The following is a 23438-nucleotide window of genomic DNA, read 5'->3' as shown; positions in this document are numbered from 1 at the left end:
AAAGCTTGTCAAAATCGTAGCCTCGGGTTACGCCATCACGGTCCATAGGCGCAAGCTTATCCGCGCCGCATTTTCTGGAAGAACCGTACGATGCGTCGATATCATCCTCTTTTGGTGCGCCTGGCTACAGCAACCTTTCTCGCTTCGTCCGTTGCCGCATGCACCGGCGTGGGCGAGGAGTTCCAACGCGGCTATGTCGTGGATGAGCGCGCCATCTCCCAAGTACGGAAGGGCATGAGCGCCGAGCAGGTTCTGCAGACCCTCGGAACACCTTCGACCGTGTCCACGGTCGGCAACCGGAACTGGTACTACATCAGCCAGAAGTCCCGCCGCTCCCTGCAGTTCATGGGCGAGCAGGTTGTGGACCAGCAGGTGACGGCCGTCTATTTCGACAGCGGCCTCCGCGTCGAGCGCATCGCCCTTTATGGCCTGCAGGATGGCCGGGTCTTCGATTTCATCAGCCGCACCACACCGGCCGGCGGCGAGGAGTCGAGCTTCCTCGGGCAGATCTTCCGCGGCGCAAGCAGCTTTAACCCGTTCGGCACCTGAGCCGAAGCTTCTCGAGCTTTTGATGGCCGGGCTTGCCCCGGCCATTTTCATATCGAATGTCTCATGAAAAAACCCGCGGCTCTCACCGCGGGTTTTGCGCATTCGGGACCGCTGCTTCTACGAATGGGCCAGGATGGCCAGGAGAAGCAGGGCGATGATGTTGGTGATCTTGATCGCCGGGTTCACGGCGGGACCCGCCGTGTCCTTATAGGGGTCGCCGACGGTATCACCGGTCACGGAAGCCTTATGGGCCTCCGAGCCCTTGTGGTGGGTGGTGCCGGAGGCATCCGTGAACCCATCCTCGAAGGACTTCTTGGCGTTATCCCAGGCGCCGCCGCCCGAGGTCATCGAGATGGCGACGAAGAGGCCCGTCACGATCACGCCCAGCAGCATGGCGCCCACGGCCGAGAACGCCTCGGACTTGCCCGCCACCCAGTAGACCACGAAGTAGGTCACGATGGGGGCCAGCACGGGCAGGAGCGACGGCACGATCATTTCCTTGATCGCCGCCCGGGTCAGCATGTCGACGGCGCGGCCGTAATCGGGACGGTCGGTGCCTGCCATGATGCCAGGCTTCTCCCGGAACTGACGGCGCACTTCCTCAACCACCGCACCGGCTGCCCGGCCCACCGCCGTCATGGCGATGCCGCCGAACAGGAATGGGATGAGGCCGCCGAACAGGAGCCCGACCACCACATAGGGATTGGTCAGGGAGAAGTTCGGAGCCACACCCTGGAAGTACGGATACTGCGCCGCGTTCTGGGTGAAGTAGTTCAGGTCCGAGGTGTAGGCCGCAAAGAGCACCAGGGCACCGAGGCCTGCGGAGCCGATGGCGTAGCCCTTCGTCACCGCCTTGGTGGTGTTGCCGACCGCGTCCAGAGCGTCCGTGGACTTGCGGACTTCCTTCGGCAGGCCTGCCATCTCAGCGATGCCGCCTGCGTTGTCCGTCACCGGACCGAAGGCGTCGAGAGCCACGATCATGCCAGCAACGCCCAGCATGGCCGTCACCGCAATGGCGATGCCGAAGAGGCCAGCCAGCTTGAAGGCCACGATGATGCCCGCGATGATGACCACGGTCGGCAGCGCGGTGGATTCCAGCGAGACCGCAAGGCCCTGAATCACGTTCGTGCCGTGACCCGTCACCGAAGACTGGGCGATGGACCGTACGGGACGGAAGCCGACGCCGGTATAGTACTCGGTGATGACCACGATGAGAGCCGTCACGGCGAGGCCGATGATGGCGCACCAGAACAGGTCCTGGCCGGTGAACTCCGCTCCCGCGATGGCGCCGAAGCCGATCATCTGCCAGGTCACGAGGCCGATGGCGACGGCGGACAGAACGCCGGTCACGATCAACCCCTTGTAGAGCGCGCCCATGATGGACTCGTTCTGACCGAGCTTGACGAAGAAGGTTCCGAGGATCGAGGTGACGATGCAGGCCGCGCCGATGCCGAGCGGGTACAACAGCATGGTGTCGAGATTGGCCTGTCCGGCGAAGAAGATCGCCGCAAGAACCATGGTGGCGACGACGGTCACCGCATAGGTCTCGAACAGGTCGGCCGCCATGCCGGCGCAGTCGCCGACATTGTCACCCACATTATCGGCGATGGTTGCCGGGTTGCGCGGGTCGTCCTCCGGAATGCCGGCTTCGACCTTGCCCACGAGGTCGCCGCCCACGTCGGCACCCTTGGTGAAGATGCCGCCGCCGAGACGGGCGAAGATGGAGATCAGCGAGGCGCCAAACCCTAAGGCGACGAGGCTGTCGATGACCACGCGGTCGGAGGGGCGGAACCCATCGAGCCGGGTGAGGTAGCCGTAGTAGAGGGCCACGCCGAGGAGGGCGAGGCCGGCCACCAGCATGCCCGTGACGGCACCGGACTTGAAGGCCACATCGAGGCCTCCCCCGAGGGACTGGGTGGCGGCCTGGGCCGTGCGCACATTGGCGCGGACGGACACGTTCATGCCGATGAAGCCTGCCAGACCCGAGAGGATGGCGCCGATGGCGAAGCCTATGGCGACCCGGATGCCGAGCAGATAGGCGATGATGGCAAACAGAATGACGCCGACGATGGCGATAGTGAGGTATTGCCTGCGGAGGTAAGCCTTTGCGCCTTCGGCAATCGCCCCGGCGATTTCCTGCATGCGCTGAGAACCGGCGTCCCGCTTCATCACGTCGCTGATGGCCCAGAAGCCGTACGCGATCGAGAGAAGCCCGCCCAAGATAATTAGGGTGAGTGCCATCATGCCATCCTTGTTATGGGAAAGCAGAAAGCCGCTCCTCAAGGCTCGTTTTTTGGCCTTGAGCGGCCCCTACCCCCAGCGAACTTTATAGTTGGTGGCAAAAAACTGGGCAGTTCGCAACAATCCTGCGGAAAGAACCCACAGGAAGCCCTTTATACTTTAGCGGGTGCGATGGCCTTGGTCTTCTGCTGCCAAGCCAGGAGAGCTAGGGCAATGGCGACCGGCGGGAAGACCAGCCAGTTCACGCTCTCCCACCCGCTGGCGCTCAGGAGCTTGCCGGACGAGAACGAGGCCAGGGCAACCGATCCGAAGATCAGGAAGTCGTTGGCGGCCTGGACCTTGGCGCGCTCCTCGGGACGATAGCAGTCGGTCACGAGGGCTGTGGCTCCGATAAAGCCGAAATTCCAGCCGAGGCCGAGCAGAATCAGCGTAATCCAGAAATGCGCGATGGTGATGCCCGACAGCCCGATCACCGCAGAGAGGGCGATCAGCACGAGCCCCGCCGCCGTTACCGGGCCCTTGCCGTAGCGTGAGATCAGACGGCCGGTGAAGAAGCTCGGACCGAACATGGCCAGAATGTGCCACTGGATGCCGAGGGCGGCGGCTCCGACGGAATGGCCGCAATCGATCATCGCCAAGGGAGCCGCCGTCATCATGAAGGTCATGAGGCTGTAAGACACCAGGCCCGTCACGGCGGCTACGATGAACCGGGGCTGCCGCACGATCTCGAGCAGAGGCCTGCCGCCTCCCGTCTTGGTGGAGGCAACGCTCACCGGCGCAGGCCGCAGGAACCACACGACGATCATCGACAAGAAGGCGAGTGTCGCCTGCCCCAGGAAGGCTCCGGCGAAGGGAGCGGCTTCAACGGCATCACGGGTCCAGATCACGGTCTGCGGCCCGATCACGCCGGCAATCAGCCCGCCGGTCATGACCCAGGAGATCGCCCTCGGCTTGAAGGCGTCGGAGGCCGCATCGGTCGCTGCGAACCGGTAGCTCTGGTTGAAGGAGCCGTAGCTGCCGATGATGAGAGTGCCGAGGCAGAAGAGCACGAAGCTGTAGGAGGCGATGCCGTAGGCCGCGAGGCAGCCGCCGGCAAGGCCGATCCCTGCGCCGACCATATAGCCGATGCGGCGTCCAGCCTTGCGCATCAGCATGGCGGCCGGAATCGTGCCGATCGCCAGCCCGAGATTGAGCAGGCTCACGGGAAGGGTCGCCAGTTCCTTGTTCGAAGCGAGCGCCTGACCGACAAGGCCGCCGAGGGACACGACGATGGCGGGGCTCGACCCGCCGAGCGCCATGGCGACGGCCAGCACCACGGCGTTGTGCTTGGCGACGCTGTCGCTGGAAGGCGTCTGGAAGGCGGTATCAGAAATGCTGGTAGGAGCCGACATCGTAGCGTCTTTCGAGACCGTTCATCCGAAAGACCGGCCGATTGGACCCTGAGACGACTCGGCCGATGACGGACAGGGGAAGGCCGATGCTATCGGCCTCCTGGCGGAACCTGTCGAGGGACTTTTGCGGGACAGTGCAGAGAATCTCGTAATCGTCGCCGCCGGTGAGGGCCAAGTCCATCAGTTCGGGCGACGCCTGAATGGCCTTGGCGACCGCAGCCGACAGCGGCACCTGATCCGCCTCGACGATGGCCGAGACGCCGCTGGCCTTCATCATCTTGGCGAGATCGCCCGCAAGCCCGTCCGAGACGTCCATGGCGGCGCTGGCATGGGCCCGCAGGATCGAGGCGAGCTGGTGGCGGGGCTGGGGGTGGAGGTAGCGGTCGGCAAGATGCGCCTTCTCGTCCGGCGACAGGCCCTGGCTCCAGGAAGGCGCGGAGCGGAGCTTGAGGCCCAAGGCTCCATCGCCGATGGTGCCGGTGACGCAGACGAGTTCGCCAACCTGCGCCGTGGTGCGCTGAACCATGCGGCCGGTCGGCACCTGGCCCACGGCGGTGACCGAAAGGGTCAGAGGGCCCCTCGCCTTCACCGTATCGCCGCCGAGAAGCGGGCAGGAGAAATCCCGCGACGCCTGGCCGAGCCCGGCCGCGAAATCCGCAAGCCATCGCTCGGTCCAACCCTCGGGCAGCGCGAGACTCAGGAGGAAGCCTGCCGGATCGGCGCCTTTCGCGGCGAGATCGGAAACGTTCACGCCCAATGCCTTGCGGGCGATGGAGCCGGGAGCATCCTCGGGCAGGAAGTGGACCCGCTCGACCAGGGCGTCCGTGGTGAGGACGAGGTCGTGGCCGGGTTTCGGCGTCAGGCAGGCCGCATCGTCCTTGAGGCCGAGGGCGCCTTCTCCGGCGATGGGAGCGAAGAATCGCGCGATGAGGCTGTCCTCGCTCGGGCGTTCGCTCGCACTCATCGGCCGGTCACCTTGCCTGCTCGCGTTATCGCCCGCCCTGCCCGGCGGCCTTCTTCTCCAGCTCGCCGGGGCGAACCTCGCGGGCGACCTTGTCGAGCACCGCATTGACGAGACCCGGCTCATCGTCGCCGTAGAAGCCGTGGGTCACGTCCACGTACTCGGTGATGACGACGCGGGCCGGCACGTCCTTGCGGAACATCAGCTCGTAGCCACCGGCGCGCAGGATGGCGCGCAGCACCGCCTCGATGCGCTTGAGGGGCCAATCAGTGGCCAGCGCGTTGTCGATCCTGACGTCGATATCGCGCTGGTTCCTGACCACGCCCGACAGGATATCGCGGAAGAAATTGTTGTCCGACGGCTTGAACTCGATGCCCTCGACCTCGCGGCCGATCCAGAAGGCTTCGAACTCGGCGAGCGCATCGATCACGGTCTTGCCGGAGATGTCCATCTGGTAGAGTGCCTGGACGGCAGCGAGGCGAGCGGCCGAGCGCTCTGCTGGCTTCGTCATGATCAGGCCTCCGGTTTCTGTTTGATGCGCAGAACGGCGAGCGCCGCTTCCACCGCGCCCCCACCCTTATTCAATTCATTCACGCTCGCACGGGTCCAGGCCTGCTGATCATTCTCGACGGTCAGGATGCCGTTGGCGAGCGGAATACGGCGCTCGACCGACAGGTCCATCAGCGCGCGGGCGCTCTCGCCGGCCACGATGTCGTAGTGGCCCGTCTCACCGCGGATCACGCAGCCCAGCGCCACGACGGCGTCATAGGGTTTGCCGGCCTTCTCGGCAGCGTCGAGCGCGATGGCGATCGTGGCCGGGATCTCGAGCGCGCCGTCCAGGGTCAGCACGTCCATGCTGGCCTGCGCCGCCTCGACGGCCCCTTGCGCGCCGCGCAGAAGCTCATTGGCGATGTCGTCATAGAAGCGGGCTTCGACGACCAGGATGCGGGCACCGGGAACCGGCGGGCGTGGGCTTTTCGGCTTGTCGGAATGGGCGACCATGTATGTTTCGAGACCTTCGTAAGCATCCACCCTCATCCCGAGGAGGCGCGAAGCGCCGTCTCGAAGGAGGATCCAGAGCGCACTGGAATCTCCTTCGAGACGGGCCTGCGGCCCTCCTCAGGATGAGGACAGAGCCATGACAATAGGGAAGATGTTAAGCGTTCACCTACCCCGCCCGGCGCGCGTCCGCAAGCCGCGCCGCGTAACGGGCCATGAGGTCGACCTCCAGGTTGAGCTTGTCGCCCACCTGCCGGTCGCCCCAGGTGGTCACAGCGAGGGTGTGCGGAATGATGAGCACGGAGAACATGTCGTCGTTGACCGTGTTCACGGTGAGCGACGTGCCGTCGAGGCAGACCGAGCCCTTCTCGGCAATGAACGGGGCAAGCGCCGGCGGCACCTTGAGGGTGAAGCGGGCTGTCGGCCCCCAGGGATCGTCACCGGCGGTGATCGCCTCCTTGGCCACGATGGTGGCCAGACCGTCCACGTGCCCGGTGACGATATGGCCGCCGAGCTCGTCGCCAATCTTCAGGGAGCGCTCCAGGTTGACCCTGGTGCCGGGCAGCCACTCGCCGACGGTGGTGCGATCCAGGGTCTCGGCCGCGGCATCCACATCGAACCAGCAGCCGCCTTCCCGCTCTCCGAACGCCACAACCGTCAGGCACGGCCCGCCGCAGGCGATGGAGGCGCCGAGCACGATGGTGGCGGGATCGTAGGACGAGTGGATGCGCAGGCGCTTGAGGGTGCCCTGGGACCCTTCCACCGTTGCCACTTCACCGACATCGGTGACGATACCCGTAAACATCAGGGTCTCTCCCAAAACATGAAAAGATCGGGGCCGACCTGTTCCTCGGCCCATAAGCGAAGATTGTCCATACGGTCCTGCAGCGACAGACCGAGCGCCGGAACGTCGCCTTCGCACCGCGCGGAGCGGCCCGTGATCAGGACCAGATCGTCGATCAGATCGGCTCTCGCCAGCGCGTCCGCCAGATCAGGGCCGCCTTCGCAGAACACCTGCGTGAGCCCACGCGCGCCGAGAAGCTGCAGGGCCTCGGGCAGGCAAACGCGGCCGGACTCATCGGCCGAGACCCGCATGACCTCGACACCAAGCGCCGTCAGCGCCCTCTCAGTTGCAATAGAGGCGTCCACAGTCGTCAGAATCCATGTCGGGATCTCCCGCGCACCGGCCGCAACCCGCGATGTCACCGGCGTCCTGAGCTGAGAATCGACAATGATGCGGACCGGCGAGCGGCTCTCCAAGCCGGGCAAGCGTACATTCAGCAGCGGATCGTCTGACAGCACCGTCCCGACGCCGACCATGATCGCATCCGCATGGGCGCGCATCAGGTGGACTTTTGCCTGGGCGGTCTCTCCGGTGAGGATCAGGCGCGGCCCCTGGCGTGATCCTGCAAATCCTTCGGTGCTCCGGGCAAGCTTCACGGTCACGGCAGGACGCCCTTCGGTGACGCGGGTGATGTGGCCGCGATGCAGCCTTGCGCCTTCCTCGCCCAGGCAGCCGATAGTCGTCGGGATCCCGGCAAGGCCGAAGCGCTCCGGTCCCTGCCCGGCCGCGTGCGGGCTCGGGTCGGGGACGCTGACCACCAGCCGGCCGATTCCGGCAGCCACGATGAGATCGGTGCAGGACGGGCCATGGGTTGGGCTGCTGCGGGTGGCGCAGGGCTCAAGGGTGACGTAGAGCGTCGCGCCGCGGGCGCGTTCACCTGCGGCCTCCAAGGCCATGCGCTCTGCATGAGGCCTGCCGCCGGCCTGGGTGATGCCTTGCGCGATGATGACGGGCACCTCGCCGCTCTCGTCGAGCAGCACGGCCCCGACGGATGGATTGGGCCAGGTCAGGCCGAGATGGCGGGAGCCGAGCGCGACGGCGAGGCGCATGAAGCGCTCGTCGTGGCTCGTTCGGTCAGGCGGCAGCCCCCTGGCGGCGGGGCCGGTCATGGCTCGCTCGCAGCGCGCTTTTTCTTCGGCGGAGGCGGCAGGTCCTCCTCGGTTTCGCCCTCAGCCAGCTTGCCAAGAATCTCTTCGAAGTCCCTGGCTTCGCGAAAGTTCTTGTAGACGGAAGCGAAGCGCACATAGGCCACGTCGTCGAGGCCTTTCAGCCCCTCCATGACGAGTTCGCCCACCTGCTCGCTCGACACCTCGCCGTCGCTCATGCTCTCAAGCTGGCGCACGATGCCGTTGATCATGCGCTCGACGCGCTCCGGCTCGACCGGCCGCTTGCGCAGGGCCACGTCCACCGATTGCTGGAGCTTGTCACGGTCGAAGGGCACGCGCCGGCCGGAGCGCTTCACCACCGTGAGTTCGCGCAGCTGCACACGCTCGAAGGTCGTGAACCGGCCGCCGCAATCCGGGCAGATACGGCGGCGGCGGATGGACGAGGAATCGTCCGTGGGGCGGGAATCCTTCACCTGGGTGTCCAGGCTCCCGCAGTAAGGGCAACGCATCGGTCTGCTTAACCCTCAGCCATAGATCGGGAAGCGGCGGGTCAGCTCATGAACGCGAGCCTTCACCGACTCCTCAACAGAAGCATTGCCCTCATCGCCGTTCTTCGCGAGGCCGTCGAGGGTCTCGACGATGAGCTCACCCACGCGCTTGAACTCGGCCACGCCGAAGCCGCGAGAGGTGGCGGCGGGCGTGCCGAGGCGCACGCCTGAGGTGACCATCGGCTTCTCGGGGTCGAAGGGCACGCCGTTCTTGTTGCAGGTGATGTGAGCGCGGCCCATTGCGACTTCAGCCGCCTTGCCGGTGAGCTTCTTCGGGCGCAGATCCACCAGCATCAGGTGATTGTCCGTACCGCCGGCCACGATGGCATAGCCGCCCGCCAGCATGGTATCGGCCAGCACCTTGGCGTTCTCGACCACGGATCGCGCATAGAGCTTGAACTCGGGGCGCAGGGCCTCACCGAAAGCGACAGCTTTCGCCGCGATCACGTGCATGAGCGGGCCGCCCTGGAGGCCTGGGAAGATGGCCGAGTTGAACTTCTTCGCCAGGTCTTCCTCATTGGTGAGGATCATGCCGCCGCGCGGGCCGCGCAGGGTCTTGTGGGTGGTGGTGGTGACCACATGGGCATGCGGGAACGGGGAGGGATGCGCGCCGCCGGCCACGAGGCCGGCGAAATGCGCGATGTCCACCATGAAGAAGGCACCGACCTCGTCGGCGATCTCGCGGAAGCGGGCGAAGTCCCAGAACCGGGAATAGGCCGAGCCGCCGGCGACGATCACCTTCGGCTTGTGCTCGCGGGCAAGCTGCGCGACTTCGTCCATGTCGATGATCTGGTCGCTCTCGCGCACCTTGTAGCTCACGACGTTGAACCACTTGCCGGACATGTTGACCGGCGAGCCGTGGGTCAGATGGCCGCCGCAGGCAAGATCCAGGCCCATGAAGGTGTCGCCCGGCTTCATGAGCGCCATGAACACGGCCTGGTTGGCCTGGGAGCCGGAATTGGGCTGGACGTTGGCGAACCGGCAATCGAACAGGCGCTTGGCGCGCTCGATGGCGAGTTCCTCGGCCATGTCGACGAACTGGCAGCCGCCATAGTAGCGGCGGCCCGGATAGCCTTCCGCATACTTGTTGGTCATCACCGACCCCTGCGCCTCAAGGACGGCGCGGGACACGATGTTCTCGGAGGCGATCAGCTCGATCTCGTCGCGCTGGCGTCCGAGCTCCAGCCCAATGGCGCGGGCGATCTCGGGGTCGCTGTCGGCGAGGCTTGCGGAAAAGAAGCTGTTGGAGAGATGGCTGTGTGCCGCTTCACTGGCGCTCATGGGTACCCTCGCCTTCCTGTAAGCCCGCCGGACACGGGCCGCTGAATCCTGATTGCCTGGGCTTTATCATGGCTGCCTTCGCCGCGCCAACCCGCTCGCAGGACATGCCCACTAGACATCAGGAATGCAACGGCTGCCTCCAGTGTCATTCCCGGCCGGAGGGAAAGGGAAACCATAGAACCGCGCGAAGTGTGGATCCCCTTCCCGGCCTGCGGCCACCGGGGATGACACCCGCACTGTCATTCCGGGGCGGCCCATAGCCGAGCCCGGAATCCATAAACACGACGTCTCAATGAAGGGTAGTCAGAGTCCCGCTTCTTTCTGAACCGTTAGTGGTTATGGATTCCGGGCTCGCCTGCGGCGCCCCGGAATGACAGTGCACGGCACAAGTCACCGCGTTATGGCCGGGCCTGTCCCGGCCATCCCGATCGGGAAAGCGCCGCGCCTCTCAGAAACGAGATCACCGGCACGAGGCCGGTGATGACGTGGAGGTTGAAGCGGTCGTCCAGACCTCAGTTCTGCAGGAACATCTCCTGGTCCGGCTCGGTGGGAACCCGGCTGGCGACCGGGATGGCGTTGCCGAGGCCGTCCTTGTTGTAGATGTCGTCGCGGAACTGCACGAGGCCGTCCGGGGTCGCCCAGGCGGTGACGTAGATCCAGTGGATCGGAACGGCCTGGGCCAGGCGGGCGTCGATGCGCTCGCCGGACTTGAAGACCGCGTCGATCTGCTCACGGGACCAGCCGGGGGTGTCCTTCAGGAGCCACTCGATGTAGTCGCGCACGTTCTGGATGCGGATGCAGCCCGAGGACACGAAGCGGAAATCGTCGCCGAAGATGCCCTTGGAGGGCGTGTCGTGCATGTAGACGCCGTGCTGGTTCGGGATGTTGATGCGCACGAAGCCCATGGAGTTCAGGTCGCCGCCCGGATCCTGGCGGAAGCGGTAGCGGGTCGCCTCGTCCGAGAACCAGTTGATCTGGCTGGAGGGAATCTCCTGGCCGGCCGCATTGAAGATGCGGATCTTGTTCTCGGCGAGATAGTTCGGCTCCTTCTGCATCTTCGGAATGAGGTCCTTCTTGACCACCGAGGCAGGAGCCGTCCAGAACGGGTTGAAGTTGACCTCGACCACCTTCGAGTTCAGCAGGGGCGACTGGCGGTCGATCTTGCCGACGCCGGCCGCGTGCCGGGTGTGCACGACGCCGCCCTCCACCGTCTCCACGAGAGCCGCGGGAATGTTGGCGACCGCGTAGCGGTTGGTGAGCCCGGTGCCGACGAGGCTGCGCAGGCGCGCGACGTTGATCTCGAGCTGGCGGATGCGCAGGTCGACCGGCACGTTCATGGCGACCACGGTCGGGCCCGTCATGGTGCCCGTGGAGCTGATGCCGTGGCGGGCCTGGAAGCGGCGGACGGCCGACTCGACGTAAGAATCGTAGATCGGCGATTCGCCGGCCGCGGGATCGAGGTCGCCCGTGACGATGAGGCGCTGGCGCAGGGCCATGACGGCCGGGTTCTTGGACCCGACGCGCAGACCCTGGACGCCCTGCACGGGCTGCCAGCCGCCTCGGGCCGCGATGTTGCGGTAATACTCGATCATCTGCTCGGTGGCGGCGAGAGACTCGGCCGAGAGCATCGGGGTCGAGGTCCGCTGAACGCGGGTGCGGGAGACCGCCTCGTAATTCTGCGACCACTCGGCCTGGTTCTGGGCAAACTGCTGCGCCAGGGCTCCGGTGGCCGGCGTGAAGATCAGGGCGAGCGATCCAGTCAGAAGGGTACGGCGAGACAACATGAGCGCAGGCTCTTCCCGGTTAGGTGTGGTCATGGCGGGAGCGGCGGACTGGCGCCCGTCTACCCCCTCTCCCAGCGATAAGTGCCGGGATAGGATTAAGGAACGGTATCGAAAACGAGGAACATCGGGGCCGTTTTATGGCAATCCCGCCAATGGGCCGCCCCTCACCCCTCGGAACCGCTCCTGAAGGCGATGTAACCTTGAACTGTTGTCTTGAGGATACACTTCTGCGTGAGGAGCTTGGCCTTTGGGTTCCGCCTTCGGCGGCGGGTCAGTGCCCCTCCCGGGCCGCCAGCCAGGAAATGCCTAAATAGACCGCCATGAGGGTGAGGAAGAACGCCACGGTCATCATGCCGCTTGCGAGGATGCCCGGGAAGAAGGCCGCCAGGATCAGGTGGCTCATGATGGCGAGAAGCCACATGATTCCCCCCCAGGTGCTCGCCATCCACAAGCCCACGGCGGCGATCAGGTCGATCAGGGCGAAGTAGATGATGGTGGCCTGGTAGCCTGTGGAGCGCGCCTCGAACTGGCCGACCGGGGTCCAGATGCCGAGGATCACCGCCCAGGAGCTCAGGCCCTTCATGATCCAGAGCACCGCCAGGATGCGCATGAAGCAGGTGAGCACGAAGCTCCAGCGCATGAATCCCTGGGGTGCGGGGCGCTCCTCGATCCGGTCGGACAGGTACTCCCGTGCCGCGTGGCTGGACGACTGGCTGCCGCTGCGGGGCATCAGGCAATCTCCAGTTCGTGCGGACCAAGGCTCGCGAAGTGATGCTCGATCGCGGCCCTGTCCACCTGATCGAGGGAGGCGGGTTGCCAGCGGGGCTGGTTGTCCTTGTCGATGATCACCGCCCGGACGCCCTCGTAGAAGTCATGCCCGTCGCCGATGCGGGACACGATGCGGAACTCGACCTTCATGGCCTCCTCGAAATCAAGCGATGCGCCCCGGCGAACCTGCTCGAAGGCGAGGTTCATGCTGGTCGGCGACTTGGTGCGCATGCCGGCGGCCGTCTTGGCGGCGAAGTCCGAACCCTTGGCGGCAGCCTCATTGAGGCGGTGCAGAACTGCGGTGACGCTCTCGGCGGAGAAGCAGGAATCGATCACGGCCTGCTGTGCCTCCAGCGGAGCAGGGCCTGGATCGGCAGCGGCTCGGGCAAGGGCCTCGTCCACCGGCTCGCCGGCAATGAGCGCCTCGCGCAGGGCGGGGATGCCCGCGCTCGCCACAGCGTGCGTCGCCAGCCCCAGCATGACCGCATCCGCCCGCTTCACCCGGTCGCCGGTGAGGGCAAGATACATGCCCGTCGCGCCGGGCAGGCGCGGCAGCGCGTAGGTGGAGCCCACATCGGGGAAGAAGCCGATGCCGACCTCGGGCATGGCGAAGAGATAGCGCTCGCCTGCCACCCTATGCGAGCCGTGCAGGGACACGCCGACCCCGCCGCCCATGACGATGCCGTCGACGAGGGCGATATAAGGCTTGGGATAGCGCTTGATGCGGATGTTGAGTTGGTATTCCTCGCGCCAGAAGGCGAGCGCATCCTCGCGTTTTCCGGCCTTCAGGCTCTCGGTGAGCTGCCGGATGTCGCCGCCGGCGCAGAAGGCCTTCTCGCCGGCACCCTGAACGATCACCCGCGTGACGGCCGGATCCCGCTCCCAGGCGTCGAGCGCCCGGCGCATCTTGCGCACCATGGCGAGGTTGAGGGCATTGAGCGCCTTGGGACGGTTGAGCGTGATGAGCCCGGCCTCCCCCTGCTTTTCGCAGACGACTTCGACGCTCTCGTCCATGAAACACTCCTTATCTCGCTGCGGCTTAAAACAAGGCCGGGGCCGGCCGTCAATGGACACACTGTCATTCCAGGAAGGACGCCCGACCGAACCTGACACCCACTCCGTCATCACCGGCCTTGTGCCGGTGATCCCGATGCGGACGCGTAGCACCTTTCCAGTCGGGATGACCGGGACAGGCCCGGCCATGACGTGGAGGGCATGACAGAGCAGCGCGGCCCTCATTGCAGAACTGGATCGTGCCCAATCTTCCACGGATCCTGCGGAACTGCGACCTCGCACCCTTTTTTAGAGCGATTTAAATGTGCTAACCCTCTCTCAAGCCGCCGGCGCAGCGAAGCCGGGGCCGGATGAGGACCATGTCGAAGCTGTCGCCGTTCCCCCGCCCTGCTTCAGAGGAAGGGGTTTCTTCCTCCCTGAGCCTGTCCCACCGCCCGCGGCGCAATCGCAAGGCGGAATGGGCGAGGCGGCTGGTGCGCGAGAACGTGCTGACAGCAAACGACCTGATCTGGCCGATCTTCATCGTCGAGGGCGCGAGCGGCCGCACGCCGGTTGCCTCGATGCCGGGTGTCGAGCGGCTGACCATCACGGAGGCCGTGCGCGAGGCCGAGCGGGCCGCATCGCTCGACATCCCGGCCATTGCGCTCTTTCCCTATACCGATCCGAGCTTGCGTGATCCGACGGGATCCGAGTCGCTCAACAGCCGCAACCTCGTCTGCCGGGCGGTGCGCGAGATCAAGAAGGCGGTGCCGAACATCGGCATCATCTGCGACGTGGCTCTCGATCCCTATACCAGCCACGGCCATGACGGCGTGCTGGAGGGCGAGCGGATCCTCAACGACGAGACCGTGGCGCTGCTGGTCAGTCAGGCCCTCCTTCAGGCCGAGGCCGGGGCCGACATCATCGCACCGTCCGACATGATGGACGGACGGGTGGCGGCCATCCGCACCGGGCTCGACGAAGCCGGGTTCCAGGACGTGCAGATCATGGCCTATGCGGCGAAATACGCCTCCGCCTTCTACGGGCCTTTCCGCGACGCCATCGGCACCAGCGCCTGCCTCGTGGGCGACAAGCGCACCTACCAGATGGACCCGGCCAATTCCGACGAGGCTCTGCGCGAGATCGCCCTCGATCTCGAGGAGGGCGCCGACATGATCATGGTCAAGCCCGGTATGCCCTATCTCGACATCGTGCGCCGGGCCAAGGACACCTTCGCGGTCCCGACCTTCGCCTACCAGGTCTCCGGCGAGTATGCCATGATCCAGGCCGCGGCCGCCAATGGCTGGATCGACGGAGAACGGGCGATGATGGAAAGCCTTCTGGCCTTCAAGCGGGCCGGCGCAGACGGCATCCTCACCTACTTCGCCCCCAGGGTCGCGGAGAAGCTGAAGCAGGGCTGATTACCGATCTCAGGCGCCATTCGTGTCAGGCTCACCGCTTTTAAGACGCTGGCCCAGCAATTGCGCGGCGCGTCTTTCCCTCCCCCTTGCGGGGAGGGTGGCCGCGGCAGCGGCCGGGTGGGGGTCGCAAAGTCAAATCCCTGCGCGCGATCTAGGAAATACGGAGGTGGCCACAACCTCCCCTCTCCCGTGTGGGAGAGGGGCAGGGGTGAGGGTGCGGCGCTGGACGAGCCTGGCACCGCCATGTCCGCTGCAAGACGTCACCCGCTGCACTTCGTTCGGCACCGGCTTCCCCTCACCCCAACCCTCTCCCACACGGGAGAGGGAGACGTGCCGGCTGCTGGCAGGTCTCACCCGGTTGCACCACCCCCACCCCTGCCCCTCCCCGCAAGGGGGAGGGAAAAGCGCCGCATGTCTTTGATGAGCCAGTTTCTGAGGATCACTTGGTTCGCATCTCTCCTGCTGGGCCTTAGCTTTATCGCTGCCTGCAACATCGCCATCGATGCCGAGCAGGCGCGGGTCTGCCGCTCGGCCCTGCCGGCACTCAATCCCGGCGCAGTCATCGCCGTCGAGCGGGTGCGCGAAGGTCCGGTCGCGAGAAGCCTGCGGGTCGATTACATCGCGCAATATCCCGACCGCCCGGTGCTGGAGCGGTTCGCCATCTGCCAGTTCGCCGCCGAGGGGCTGTCGCCCAACAAGGCGGAGCTCACGGGCCTCGGCACCGAGGAGGGCCCGCTCTCCGGCGCCAGCCTCTACATGCTCAAGCGCTATTATCTGGATACCCCCGAGGGCGCAGCGGGTGATCCCGGCAGCCGGTCCAACATCGACGTGGCCGAGATCCCGATGGCCGCCGCCTATTGGCTGCAGCAGATTCTCGTGAGCCTGCCGCGAACCGCCATCTATGCCCTCCTCTCGGTCGCCTTCGCCCTGGTGTTCGGCCTGAGCGGCCGCATCAATCTCGCCTTCGGAGAACTGGCGGCCATTGGGTCGGCGGCCACCATCGCCGGCGCTTCGGTCGTGCTGGCTTCCGGCGCCAGCGCACCCGTGCTCGGGCTGGCAGCAGGCCTCGTCGCCGCGCTCTTCGCCGGCGCGATCCACAGCGCGGTCGGCGGATATTTCACCATCGGGCGCATCACCGCCACGAGCCCGCAGCCGAGTCTCATCGCCACCGTGGGCCTCTCGCTGTTCCTCATGGAATACCTGCGGATTGTGCAGAGTCCCGTGACCGTCTGGCTGCCGCCAATCTGGTCCGAGGCATGGTCGCTTGCCCGTGCACAGGATTTTCTCGTCAGCCTGACGCCGATCACGGCCATCACCAGCGGCATCGGCCTGGTCGCGGCCCTGGGCCTCTTGTGGCTCGTCCAGGCCACCGCCTTCGGACGGGCCTGGCGGGCTTATGCGGATGATGCGAAAGCCGCGGCGCTCATGGGAGTCAATGGCCCGCGCCTTCTCATGCAGACCCTAGGCCTCGCGGGTGCCATGGCGGGGCTCTCGGGCATGCTGATCGTGGCGCAATATGGCGGCCTCGGCTTCGCCGGAGGCTTCCAGTACGGGCTCAAGGCGCTGATCGCGGCCATCATCGGCGGGATTGGCTCCATCCCCGGAGCGATGTTAGGAGGTTTCGCCGTGGGCTTGTTCGAGACCCTGTGGTCGGCGTATCTGCCCATCGAGGTTCGCGACATGGCGCTTTATGCGGCGCTCGTCGTGTTCCTGATCTTCCGGCCCGGCGGCCTGCTGGGTTTTCAAGATCCAACGCCAAGACCCGTTTAGGGGCGTATAGTAAGAGTTCGGAGGACACAGTGGCCGATTACGCCATCACCATCGACGATGTCACACGTGCCGCGGAGACGATCCGGGGCCAGGTGCTGCGGACGCCGCTCGTTCCCGCCCCTCGCCTGTCGCAGCTCACCGGCGCCACGGTCTGCGTGAAGCACGAGAACATGCAGCCGACCGGCTCCTTCAAGGAGCGCGGCGCGGTGACGAAGCTGGAGAGCCTGACATCCGACGAGCGCACCCGCGGGGTCATTGCCATGTCGGCCGGCAACCACGCGCAGGCCGTGGCCTATCATGCGCGGCGCCTCGGCATCCCGGCCACCATCGTCATGCCCGAGGGCACGCCCCTGGTGAAGGCGGAGAACACCCGCTCGTATGGCGCCAAGGTGATCCTGTTCGGCGAGACGCTCTACGAATCGGCTGCCCGAGCCCGCGAGATCGCCGAGGTCGAAGGCCTGGTTTTCGTGCACCCTTACGACGACCCCAAGGTCATGGCCGGCCAGGGCACCATCGGGTTGGAGATGCTGGAGGATGCACCGGATCTCGACCAGATCATCGTGCCCATCGGCGGCGGCGGGCTCATCTCCGGCATTGCGGTGGCCGTGAAGGCTCTCAAGCCCGGCATCGAGATCATCGGCGTCGAGGCCGCCCTCTACCCCTCGTTCCGCAATGCCATCCTGGGCCAGAACCAGCCGATCGGCGGCGCGACGCTGGCCGAGGGCATCGCGGTCAAGACTGTCGGGCAGCTGCCCCTGCCCATCGTGCGCGATCTCGTGTCCGACATCATCGCCGTCGAGGAGCCTGTGATCGAGCGCGCCGTCAACGCCTATGCCACCCTGCAGCGGACCATGGCGGAGGGCGCGGGCGCCGCAGGCCTCGCGGCCATGATGGCGCAGCCCGAACGGTTCGAGGGCAAGCGGGTTGGCCTCGTGCTCTGCGGCGGCAACATCGACGCGCGCATCCTCGCCTCCGTCATGGTGCGTGAGCTGGAGCGCGACGACCGCATCACATCCTTCCGCATCACCTCCAATGACCGGCCGGGCCTGTTGGGCCGCGTGGCGAGCCTGCTCGGCCAGCTGGGGGCCAACATCCTGGAGGTGTCGCACGGTCGCCTGTTCCTGGACGTGCCGGCTAAGGGCGTGTCCATCGACATCACTATCGAAACCCGCGACAGACAACATACATTGGAGGTGTTCGAGGCTCTGGCCGCCGAGGGACTCGCCCCGCAGCGGATCGTCTCCCGCAGCCTGCCCGCGACCGCCTTCTGAGGAGAAACCTATGGTCAACCAGCCCCACCCGCCGACCCTAAATTATCCGTCCTATGAGGTCGACAGGGTGACGGAAGGCGTCATCAGCCGGCGCTTCTGGGCCTATCTGATCGACCTCGTGGTGATCGCCCTCTGGGTCGTGCTGATCTCCATTGGCATCTTTTTCCTCGGCATCATCACGCTCGGCCTGGGCTGGGGCCTGTTCTTCGCACTCCCGCTCACGGCGCTGATCTTCATCGTCTACAACGCGGTGACCATCGGGGGCGCGGCGCAGGCGACGGTGGGCATGCGCTACATGGGCCTGCGGGTGATCGATCCGCGCACCGGCCGGGGCCCGTCCCCATTGTCGGCCGCCGTGCACGCGCTGTTCTTCTACGTGGCGATCTCCACCTTCCTGCTCTGGGCCTGCGACGTGTTCCTCGGGCTCATTCGCGATGACCGGCGCTTCATCCGCGACCTGCTCACGGGCATGATGGTGGTGCGGGCCTGAGCCGTCGACATTGAAAACCGCCCCGTCATCACCGGCCTTGTGCCGGTGATCTCGATCCGAGAGGCGCAGCGCGTCACTGATCGGGATGGCCGGGACGAGCCCGGCCATGACGTGGGACGGAATGCACCACTGTCATTCCGGGGCGCCGAAGGCGAGCCCGGAATCCATAACCACTAACGGTGCAGAATTAGCGAAGCGCTGCCCGCCTCTTCCTGAATCATCGTGTTTATGGATTCCGGGCTCCGCTGCGCGGCCCCGGAATGACAGTGGCGAACCTTCTGAAAACACACCCCTGTGACATACGCCCTCTTTTCCTGGACGTGCCGGACACCAATGTTATCCTTGAAGCGTTGACGTAGCGCTCAAGGTTTCTCCACAAGGCTTTCCCGATTGACGAGCCAGCCCCGCGACGCCCCGCAGTTCTACCTCACCTCCCCGTCCGCATGTCCCTACCTGCCGGGCAAGGAGGAGCGGAAGGTCTTCACGCATATCGTCGGACGGCGCGGACGGGAGCTGAACGAGATCCTCACCCAAGGCGGCTTCCGCCGGTCGCAGACCATCGCCTATCGGCCGGCCTGCGACACCTGCCGGGCCTGCGTGTCGGTGCGGGTCCTCGTGGATGAGTTCGAGCCTTCGGGCAATCTCAAGCGCGTGCTGAAGGACAACGCCGATCTTATCGGCGAGCCTCTGCCCAACCGCCCGACATCGGAGCAGTATTCCCTGTTCCGCCGCTACGTCGACAACCGCCATGCGGACGGCGGCATGGCCGACATGACCGTGCTCGACTACTCCATGATGATCGAGGACAGCCATGTGGACACGCGGCTCATCGAGTATCGTCGGCGCGGGATCGACAGCGGCATCACCGGCAAGGGCTCGGGCGATCTGATCGCCGTCTGCCTCACCGACGAGATGAGCGACGGGCTGTCCATGGTCTACTCGTTCTACGCTCCGGAGATGCAGCACCGCAGCCTCGGCACCTTCATGATCCTCGACCACATCCGCCGCGCCAAGGCGATGGGCCTGCCCTATCTCTATCTCGGCTACTGGGTCGAGGGCTCGAAGAAGATGGGCTACAAGGCCCGCTTCACGCCGCAGGAGCGGCTGCTGGCGAATGGCTGGGCGCGGGTGGAGTGAAAACAGCGTCATCCCGGACGAAGCGCAGCGAAGATCCGGGATCGGGTTCAGGATAAAGCACTGTCATTCCGGGGCCGCGCAGCGGAGCCCGGAATCCATAAACACAATGATCTCAGGAAAATGCGAGCAGCGTTTCACCGCTTTCTGCACCGTTAGCGGATATGGATTCCCGCCTACGCGGGAATGACAGCGTTGAGGTTCTGGTGCCACTCCCTCAAAGCGATCCCGGATCGGCTTGCGCCGTCCGGGATGACGTCTCCTGAGATTTACTCCCCGAACCTGTTCGACTTCGGGAAGCCCTTCGGCGGCAGGCGACCGGCTTCTGTCCGGTCGCCCATCCAGTCGCGCAGGTCTTCCTTGGCCACCGTCCAGGTGCGGCCCGAGGTGTCCTTCCAGGTCAGACCCTCTTTCAGCTTGAAGACCTTGGCGTCGGAGACGTCGCCGTCCTTGTAGCGCTGGAGGCGCACGCCCTTGCCGCGGGTCATCTCCGGCACCTGCTTTGCCGGGAAGATCAGCAGCTTGCGGTTCTCGCCGATGATCGCGACATGGTCGCCCTCGGCCTCGGTGCAGACCACCATCTTGGCCGGCGCATCGAGGTTGAGGATCTGCTTGCCCTTGCGCGTGTTCGCCGTGATCTCCTCCGTGGGCACGATGAAGCCGCGACCGTCCGTGCCTGCGACCAGCAGCTTCGAGCCGGCCCGATACGGGAAGGCTGCGATGAAGTCGGCGCCCTCCTCCAGATCGACCATGAGGCGGATCGGATCGCCGAACCCGCGGCCGCCGGGGAGCTTGGAGGCTTCAAGCGTGAAGAACCGCCCATTGTCCGCCGCCACCACGATCTTTGACGTGGTCTCGGCGAAGAAGGCCGTCTTCAGGGCATCGTCGCCCTTGAACTGCACGGCGGAGAGATCCGTCTGGTGGCCCTTCATGGCGCGGATCCAGCCCTTCTCGGACACGATGACCGTGATCGGCTCGCGCTCGATCATGGCCTCGGCGAAGTCGATGTCGGAGGTGTCCGGCGCCAAATCGAAGGTGGTGCGGCGCTTGCCCAGTGGGGTGTCGGGGCCGAAGGTCTTGCGGACCTCCTTGATCTCGGCCGAGATGGTCTTCCACTGCACCTTCTCGGAGCCAAGCAGTTCCTCGATCTTGGCCTTCTCGTCCTGCAGGTTCTTCTGCTCGCGCTTGAGCTCCATCTCCTCGAGCTTGCGCAAGCTCCGCAGGCGCGTGTCGAGGATGGCGTTCGCCTGCACCTCGGTAAGCTTGAAGACGCGCATCAGCTCCTGCTTCGGCTCGTCCTCCTCGCGGATGATTTTGATCACCCGATCGAGGTCGAGATAGACGATGAGCAGGCCGCCGAGGATTTCCAGGCGCCGGTCGATGGCGGCGAGCCGGAAGCCGGAGCGGCGGATCAGCACCTCGCGGCGGTGGTCGAGCCATTCGCGCAGGCATTCGGCGAGGCTCAGGACCTTCGGCACCTTGCCGCCGGCGAGCACGTTCACGTTCACCGGAACGCGGCTCTCGAGCTCGGTGAGCTTGAACAGCGATTCCATGAGGATGATCGGATCGACCGTCTTGGCGCGAGGCTCCAGCACCACGCGGATGTCCTCGGCCGATTCATCGCGCACGTCGGCCAGAAGCGGCAGCTTCTTTTCCTGCAGCAGCTCGGCGATCTTCTCGATCAGGCGCGACTTCGGCACCGCGTACGGGATTTCCGTCACGACGATCTGCCAGTTGCCGCGCCCGAGATCCTCCTTCGCCCAGCGGGCGCGCACGCGGAACGAGCCGCGGCCGGTGCGGTAGGTCTCGGCCATGGCGGCCGCCGTATCGACGATGATGCCGCCGGTGGGCAGGTCGGGGCCCTGCACGAACTGCATCAGTTGCTCGGTATCGGCATTGGGCTTGGAGATCAGGTGGAGGGCCGCGTCGCAGAGCTCGGCGGCGTTGTGCGGCGGGATCGACGTCGCCATGCCGACCGCGATGCCCTGCGAGCCGTTGGCCAGCAGGTTCGGGAAGGCGGCCGGCAGCACCACCGGCTCTTCGTTGGCCTGATCGTAGGTCTCGCGGAAGTCGACGGAATCCTCGTCGATGCCCTCCAGCAGCAGGCGCGCCACTTCCGTCATGCGCGCTTCGGTGTAGCGCATGGCGGCTGCGCCATCGCCGTCAATGTTGCCGAAATTGCCCTGCCCGTCCGCCAGCGGATAGCGCTGCGCGAAATCCTGCGCCATGCGCACCAGCGCCTCGTAGATCGACTGGTCGCCGTGCGGGTGGAACTGACCCATCACATCGCCGACGATGCGGGCGCATTTCTTCGGGGCCGACTTCGGATCGAGCCTCAGGAGCCGCATGGCGTGCAGGATGCGGCGGTGGACGGGCTTAAGCCCGTCGCGCGCATCAGGCAGCGCCCGGTGCATGATGGTGGAGAGCGCATACGCGAGATAGCGCTCCTCCAGGGCGTCCTTGAGATTGATGTTCTCGATCTCGCCCCCTGACGGCGGATTGACCGGCTTACCCATAACTCGAAATCCTCAACTGCGAATCGCTTCTTAGCATCTGAAAAGAGAACATAACAGAAACAAACCTCATTCGTCCCCAGCCGTGGCCAGTGCGACGAAACGCGCCCGCTCCTCTGGCGCCCGCTGCCCCTGGGGGCCGAACACGTTGTGATGCAGGAAGAAGTCGGTGAGCGCAAATCCGGCCCGGATGTCATCTTCGCGTGGCCGGTTCTCTCGGGTCTGGCCGAACAGGAAGCCGGGCAGCTTGAGCAGCCGATCCTTGTAGGGCTCGCCAGCCTCCGCACAGACCGCCCGCCCGCTCCGGGGCGACACATAGGCGAGGTCCCGCTCCGTCCCGGTGGCCGCGCAACTGGTGAGGTCGAGGCCGAAGCCGAGCTCGGTGAGCATCGCAAGCTCGAAGCGCACGAACAAAGCCGGGGCAAGATCGGGATCGTCCAGGTGGTCGACCAGGACGGTGAGCGTCTCGAAGAGGGCGAAATGCGGGTCGCGCTCCGGGAAGTAGCGCAGGAGATGGGCGAGCGTCGACAGGCCGTAAAGAGCCATGGACGAGCCCATGAGGCGCGCGGCGCGCAGGTTCAGGCCTTCCACCTGATAGGTGCCCAGATGCTCGTCGAGCCGCGCCCGCCAGGTCGCCTGCACGGTGTTGCCCGGCTGGAGGACCGCCTGAAGGCTCTTGGAGCGCCCGCCATGGACCAGCCCCATGTGCCGGCCGTGCTCGCGCGTCATCAGCTCGAGGATGACGCTCGACTCGCCGTGCTTGCGGACGCCGAGAACGACGCCTTCGTCAGTCCAGTGCATCGGTCGCGGTGGCCTTTGGAAAAGATAACTGCCGGAATCCTGATGTAAGCATTCAGGAGGCATTCAGCCATGTTTTTCAACCATATCCGACAACTTCTAAAATTCTGTTGCAAAAGCAGAATTTCGCCCCAGGGGAACCAAAATGGCCCCTTCACATTATCGAGCACCTTAGTGTGTCTAGTGATGAATCGAGAACCATGAAACTCTCCAACCTGTTTCTTGCGAGCACCGCCCTTCCCCTGATGCTGCTGCCGGCGAACGTATCGGCGCTCCAGACGGAAGCCGCAGCGCCCATTGTCATCGCCCAGGCCGGACCAAGCGCCCAGGAGGAACTCCCGCCCGGCGCCCGCCCGAGACGGCAGGGTCAGCAGGAGGGTGACGCCCCCCGTCGCGGCGGCCAGGGTCAGGAACGCCGGCAGGGCGGCCAGGATGCCGGCGGCCCCGGCGCCTCCGACGATGCCCCGCGCGGTCCGCGAGGCGCAGGCCCGGCGGAGCGTGGCGGTCCCGATGGGCCGCGCGGGCCCCGTGCAACCGATTCCGAGGATGCTCCGCCGCCCCGTCGCGGCGCAGCGC

General features: G+C 65.6%; 20 protein-coding genes and 1 pseudogene. 7 read left to right on the top strand and 14 right to left on the bottom strand.

Going from position 1 to position 23438, the window contains the following annotated elements; translation table 11 throughout:
• The first annotated feature begins 90 nt into the window (after positions 1-90).
• Complete coding sequence (locus IC232_RS19550) at positions 91-549, top strand: outer membrane protein assembly factor BamE (protein ID WP_190846634.1); 459 nt, start codon at positions 91-93, stop codon at positions 547-549.
• A gap of 117 nt (positions 550-666) precedes the next feature.
• Here IC232_RS19550 and IC232_RS19545 read toward each other — a convergent pair whose 3' ends face one another.
• From IC232_RS19545 to IC232_RS19490, 12 genes are all read right to left on the bottom strand, one after another.
• Positions 667-2793, bottom strand: coding sequence for a sodium-translocating pyrophosphatase (locus IC232_RS19545; RefSeq protein ID WP_190846633.1), 2127 nt, complete (start codon positions 2791-2793; stop codon positions 667-669).
• A gap of 149 nt (positions 2794-2942) precedes the next feature.
• A complete protein-coding gene (locus tag IC232_RS19540; protein WP_190846632.1) occupies positions 2943-4181 on the bottom strand; it encodes an MFS transporter in 1239 nt (412 codons plus the stop codon).
• Positions 4156-5145: a thiamine-phosphate kinase gene (gene thiL / locus IC232_RS19535; RefSeq protein WP_190846631.1), complete on the bottom strand. Its 990-nt coding sequence runs from the start codon at positions 5143-5145 to the stop codon at positions 4156-4158. Before thiL ends, IC232_RS19540 begins: the two co-directional genes overlap by 26 nt.
• 25 nt (positions 5146-5170) lie before the next feature.
• Positions 5171-5653: a transcription antitermination factor NusB gene (gene nusB, locus IC232_RS19530; protein WP_190846630.1), complete on the bottom strand. Its 483-nt coding sequence runs from the start codon at positions 5651-5653 to the stop codon at positions 5171-5173.
• 2 nt (positions 5654-5655) lie between these two features.
• Complete coding sequence (ribH, locus tag IC232_RS19525) at positions 5656-6144, bottom strand: 6,7-dimethyl-8-ribityllumazine synthase (RefSeq protein WP_190846675.1); 489 nt, start codon at positions 6142-6144, stop codon at positions 5656-5658.
• 166 nt (positions 6145-6310) lie between these two features.
• On the bottom strand, positions 6311-6946 hold the full coding sequence (locus IC232_RS19520; RefSeq protein ID WP_190846629.1) for a riboflavin synthase: 636 nt from the start codon (positions 6944-6946) through the stop codon (positions 6311-6313).
• The gene (gene ribD, locus IC232_RS19515; protein WP_190846628.1) at positions 6946-8094 is read right to left on the bottom strand and encodes a bifunctional diaminohydroxyphosphoribosylaminopyrimidine deaminase/5-amino-6-(5-phosphoribosylamino)uracil reductase RibD; all 1149 of its coding nucleotides are present in this window, start codon (positions 8092-8094) and stop codon (positions 6946-6948) included. The genes IC232_RS19520 and ribD overlap by 1 nt, the downstream gene beginning before the upstream one ends.
• Positions 8091-8600: a transcriptional regulator NrdR gene (nrdR, locus tag IC232_RS19510; RefSeq protein WP_190846627.1), complete on the bottom strand. Its 510-nt coding sequence runs from the start codon at positions 8598-8600 to the stop codon at positions 8091-8093. Before nrdR ends, ribD begins: the two co-directional genes overlap by 4 nt.
• A 15-nt stretch (positions 8601-8615) precedes the next feature.
• Positions 8616-9920 carry a serine hydroxymethyltransferase gene (glyA, locus tag IC232_RS19505; protein ID WP_190846626.1) on the bottom strand — a complete coding sequence of 435 codons (1305 nt, stop codon included), beginning with the start codon at positions 9918-9920 and terminating at the stop codon, positions 8616-8618.
• A 512-nt stretch (positions 9921-10432) separates the two neighbouring features.
• On the bottom strand, positions 10433-11704 hold the full coding sequence (locus IC232_RS19500) for a murein L,D-transpeptidase (protein WP_190846625.1): 1272 nt from the start codon (positions 11702-11704) through the stop codon (positions 10433-10435).
• 271 nt (positions 11705-11975) lie between these two features.
• Positions 11976-12434: a DUF6163 family protein gene (locus tag IC232_RS19495; RefSeq protein WP_190846624.1), complete on the bottom strand. Its 459-nt coding sequence runs from the start codon at positions 12432-12434 to the stop codon at positions 11976-11978.
• On the bottom strand, positions 12434-13486 hold the full coding sequence (locus IC232_RS19490) for an enoyl-CoA hydratase/isomerase family protein (RefSeq protein ID WP_190846623.1): 1053 nt from the start codon (positions 13484-13486) through the stop codon (positions 12434-12436). Before IC232_RS19490 ends, IC232_RS19495 begins: the two co-directional genes overlap by 1 nt.
• A gap of 359 nt (positions 13487-13845) precedes the next feature.
• Between IC232_RS19490 and hemB the strand changes: the two genes are divergently transcribed.
• From hemB to IC232_RS19465, 5 genes are all read left to right on the top strand, one after another.
• Positions 13846-14886 carry a porphobilinogen synthase gene (hemB, locus tag IC232_RS19485; RefSeq protein ID WP_190846622.1) on the top strand — a complete coding sequence of 347 codons (1041 nt, stop codon included), beginning with the start codon at positions 13846-13848 and terminating at the stop codon, positions 14884-14886.
• Positions 14887-15306: 420 nt separating this feature from the next.
• Positions 15307-16656 carry a branched-chain amino acid ABC transporter permease gene (locus IC232_RS19480; RefSeq protein WP_190846621.1) on the top strand — a complete coding sequence of 450 codons (1350 nt, stop codon included), beginning with the start codon at positions 15307-15309 and terminating at the stop codon, positions 16654-16656.
• 29 nt (positions 16657-16685) lie between these two features.
• A complete protein-coding gene (locus IC232_RS19475; RefSeq protein WP_190846620.1) occupies positions 16686-17927 on the top strand; it encodes a threonine ammonia-lyase in 1242 nt (413 codons plus the stop codon).
• 10 nt (positions 17928-17937) lie between these two features.
• Positions 17938-18417 carry an RDD family protein gene (locus IC232_RS19470; RefSeq protein ID WP_190846619.1) on the top strand — a complete coding sequence of 160 codons (480 nt, stop codon included), beginning with the start codon at positions 17938-17940 and terminating at the stop codon, positions 18415-18417.
• Between the two features lie 390 nt (positions 18418-18807).
• Entirely contained in the window at positions 18808-19554 is a 747-nt protein-coding gene (locus IC232_RS19465) for an arginyltransferase (protein ID WP_190846618.1), read from the top strand.
• 266 nt (positions 19555-19820) lie between these two features.
• Here the strand turns inward: IC232_RS19465 and parC are convergent, their stop codons facing one another.
• Positions 19821-22067 (bottom strand): DNA topoisomerase IV subunit A, encoded by a 2247-nt coding sequence (gene parC / locus IC232_RS19460; protein ID WP_190846617.1) that lies wholly within the window; start codon positions 22065-22067, stop codon positions 19821-19823.
• Between the two features lie 66 nt (positions 22068-22133).
• Positions 22134-22865: a DNA repair protein RecO gene (recO, locus tag IC232_RS19455; RefSeq protein ID WP_190846616.1), complete on the bottom strand. Its 732-nt coding sequence runs from the start codon at positions 22863-22865 to the stop codon at positions 22134-22136.
• A gap of 197 nt (positions 22866-23062) precedes the next feature.
• Between recO and IC232_RS19450 the strand changes: the two are divergent.
• A pseudogene (locus IC232_RS19450) lies at positions 23063-23438 on the top strand (hypothetical protein); the annotation flags it as partial.

Origin of the sequence: Microvirga sp. (assembly GCF_014699075.1) — a bacterium.
Lineage (GTDB): Bacteria > Pseudomonadota > Alphaproteobacteria > Rhizobiales > Beijerinckiaceae > Microvirga.
The sequence above is the reverse complement of the archived record's forward strand: the minus strand, read 5'-3'. Positions and strand labels throughout refer to the sequence as shown.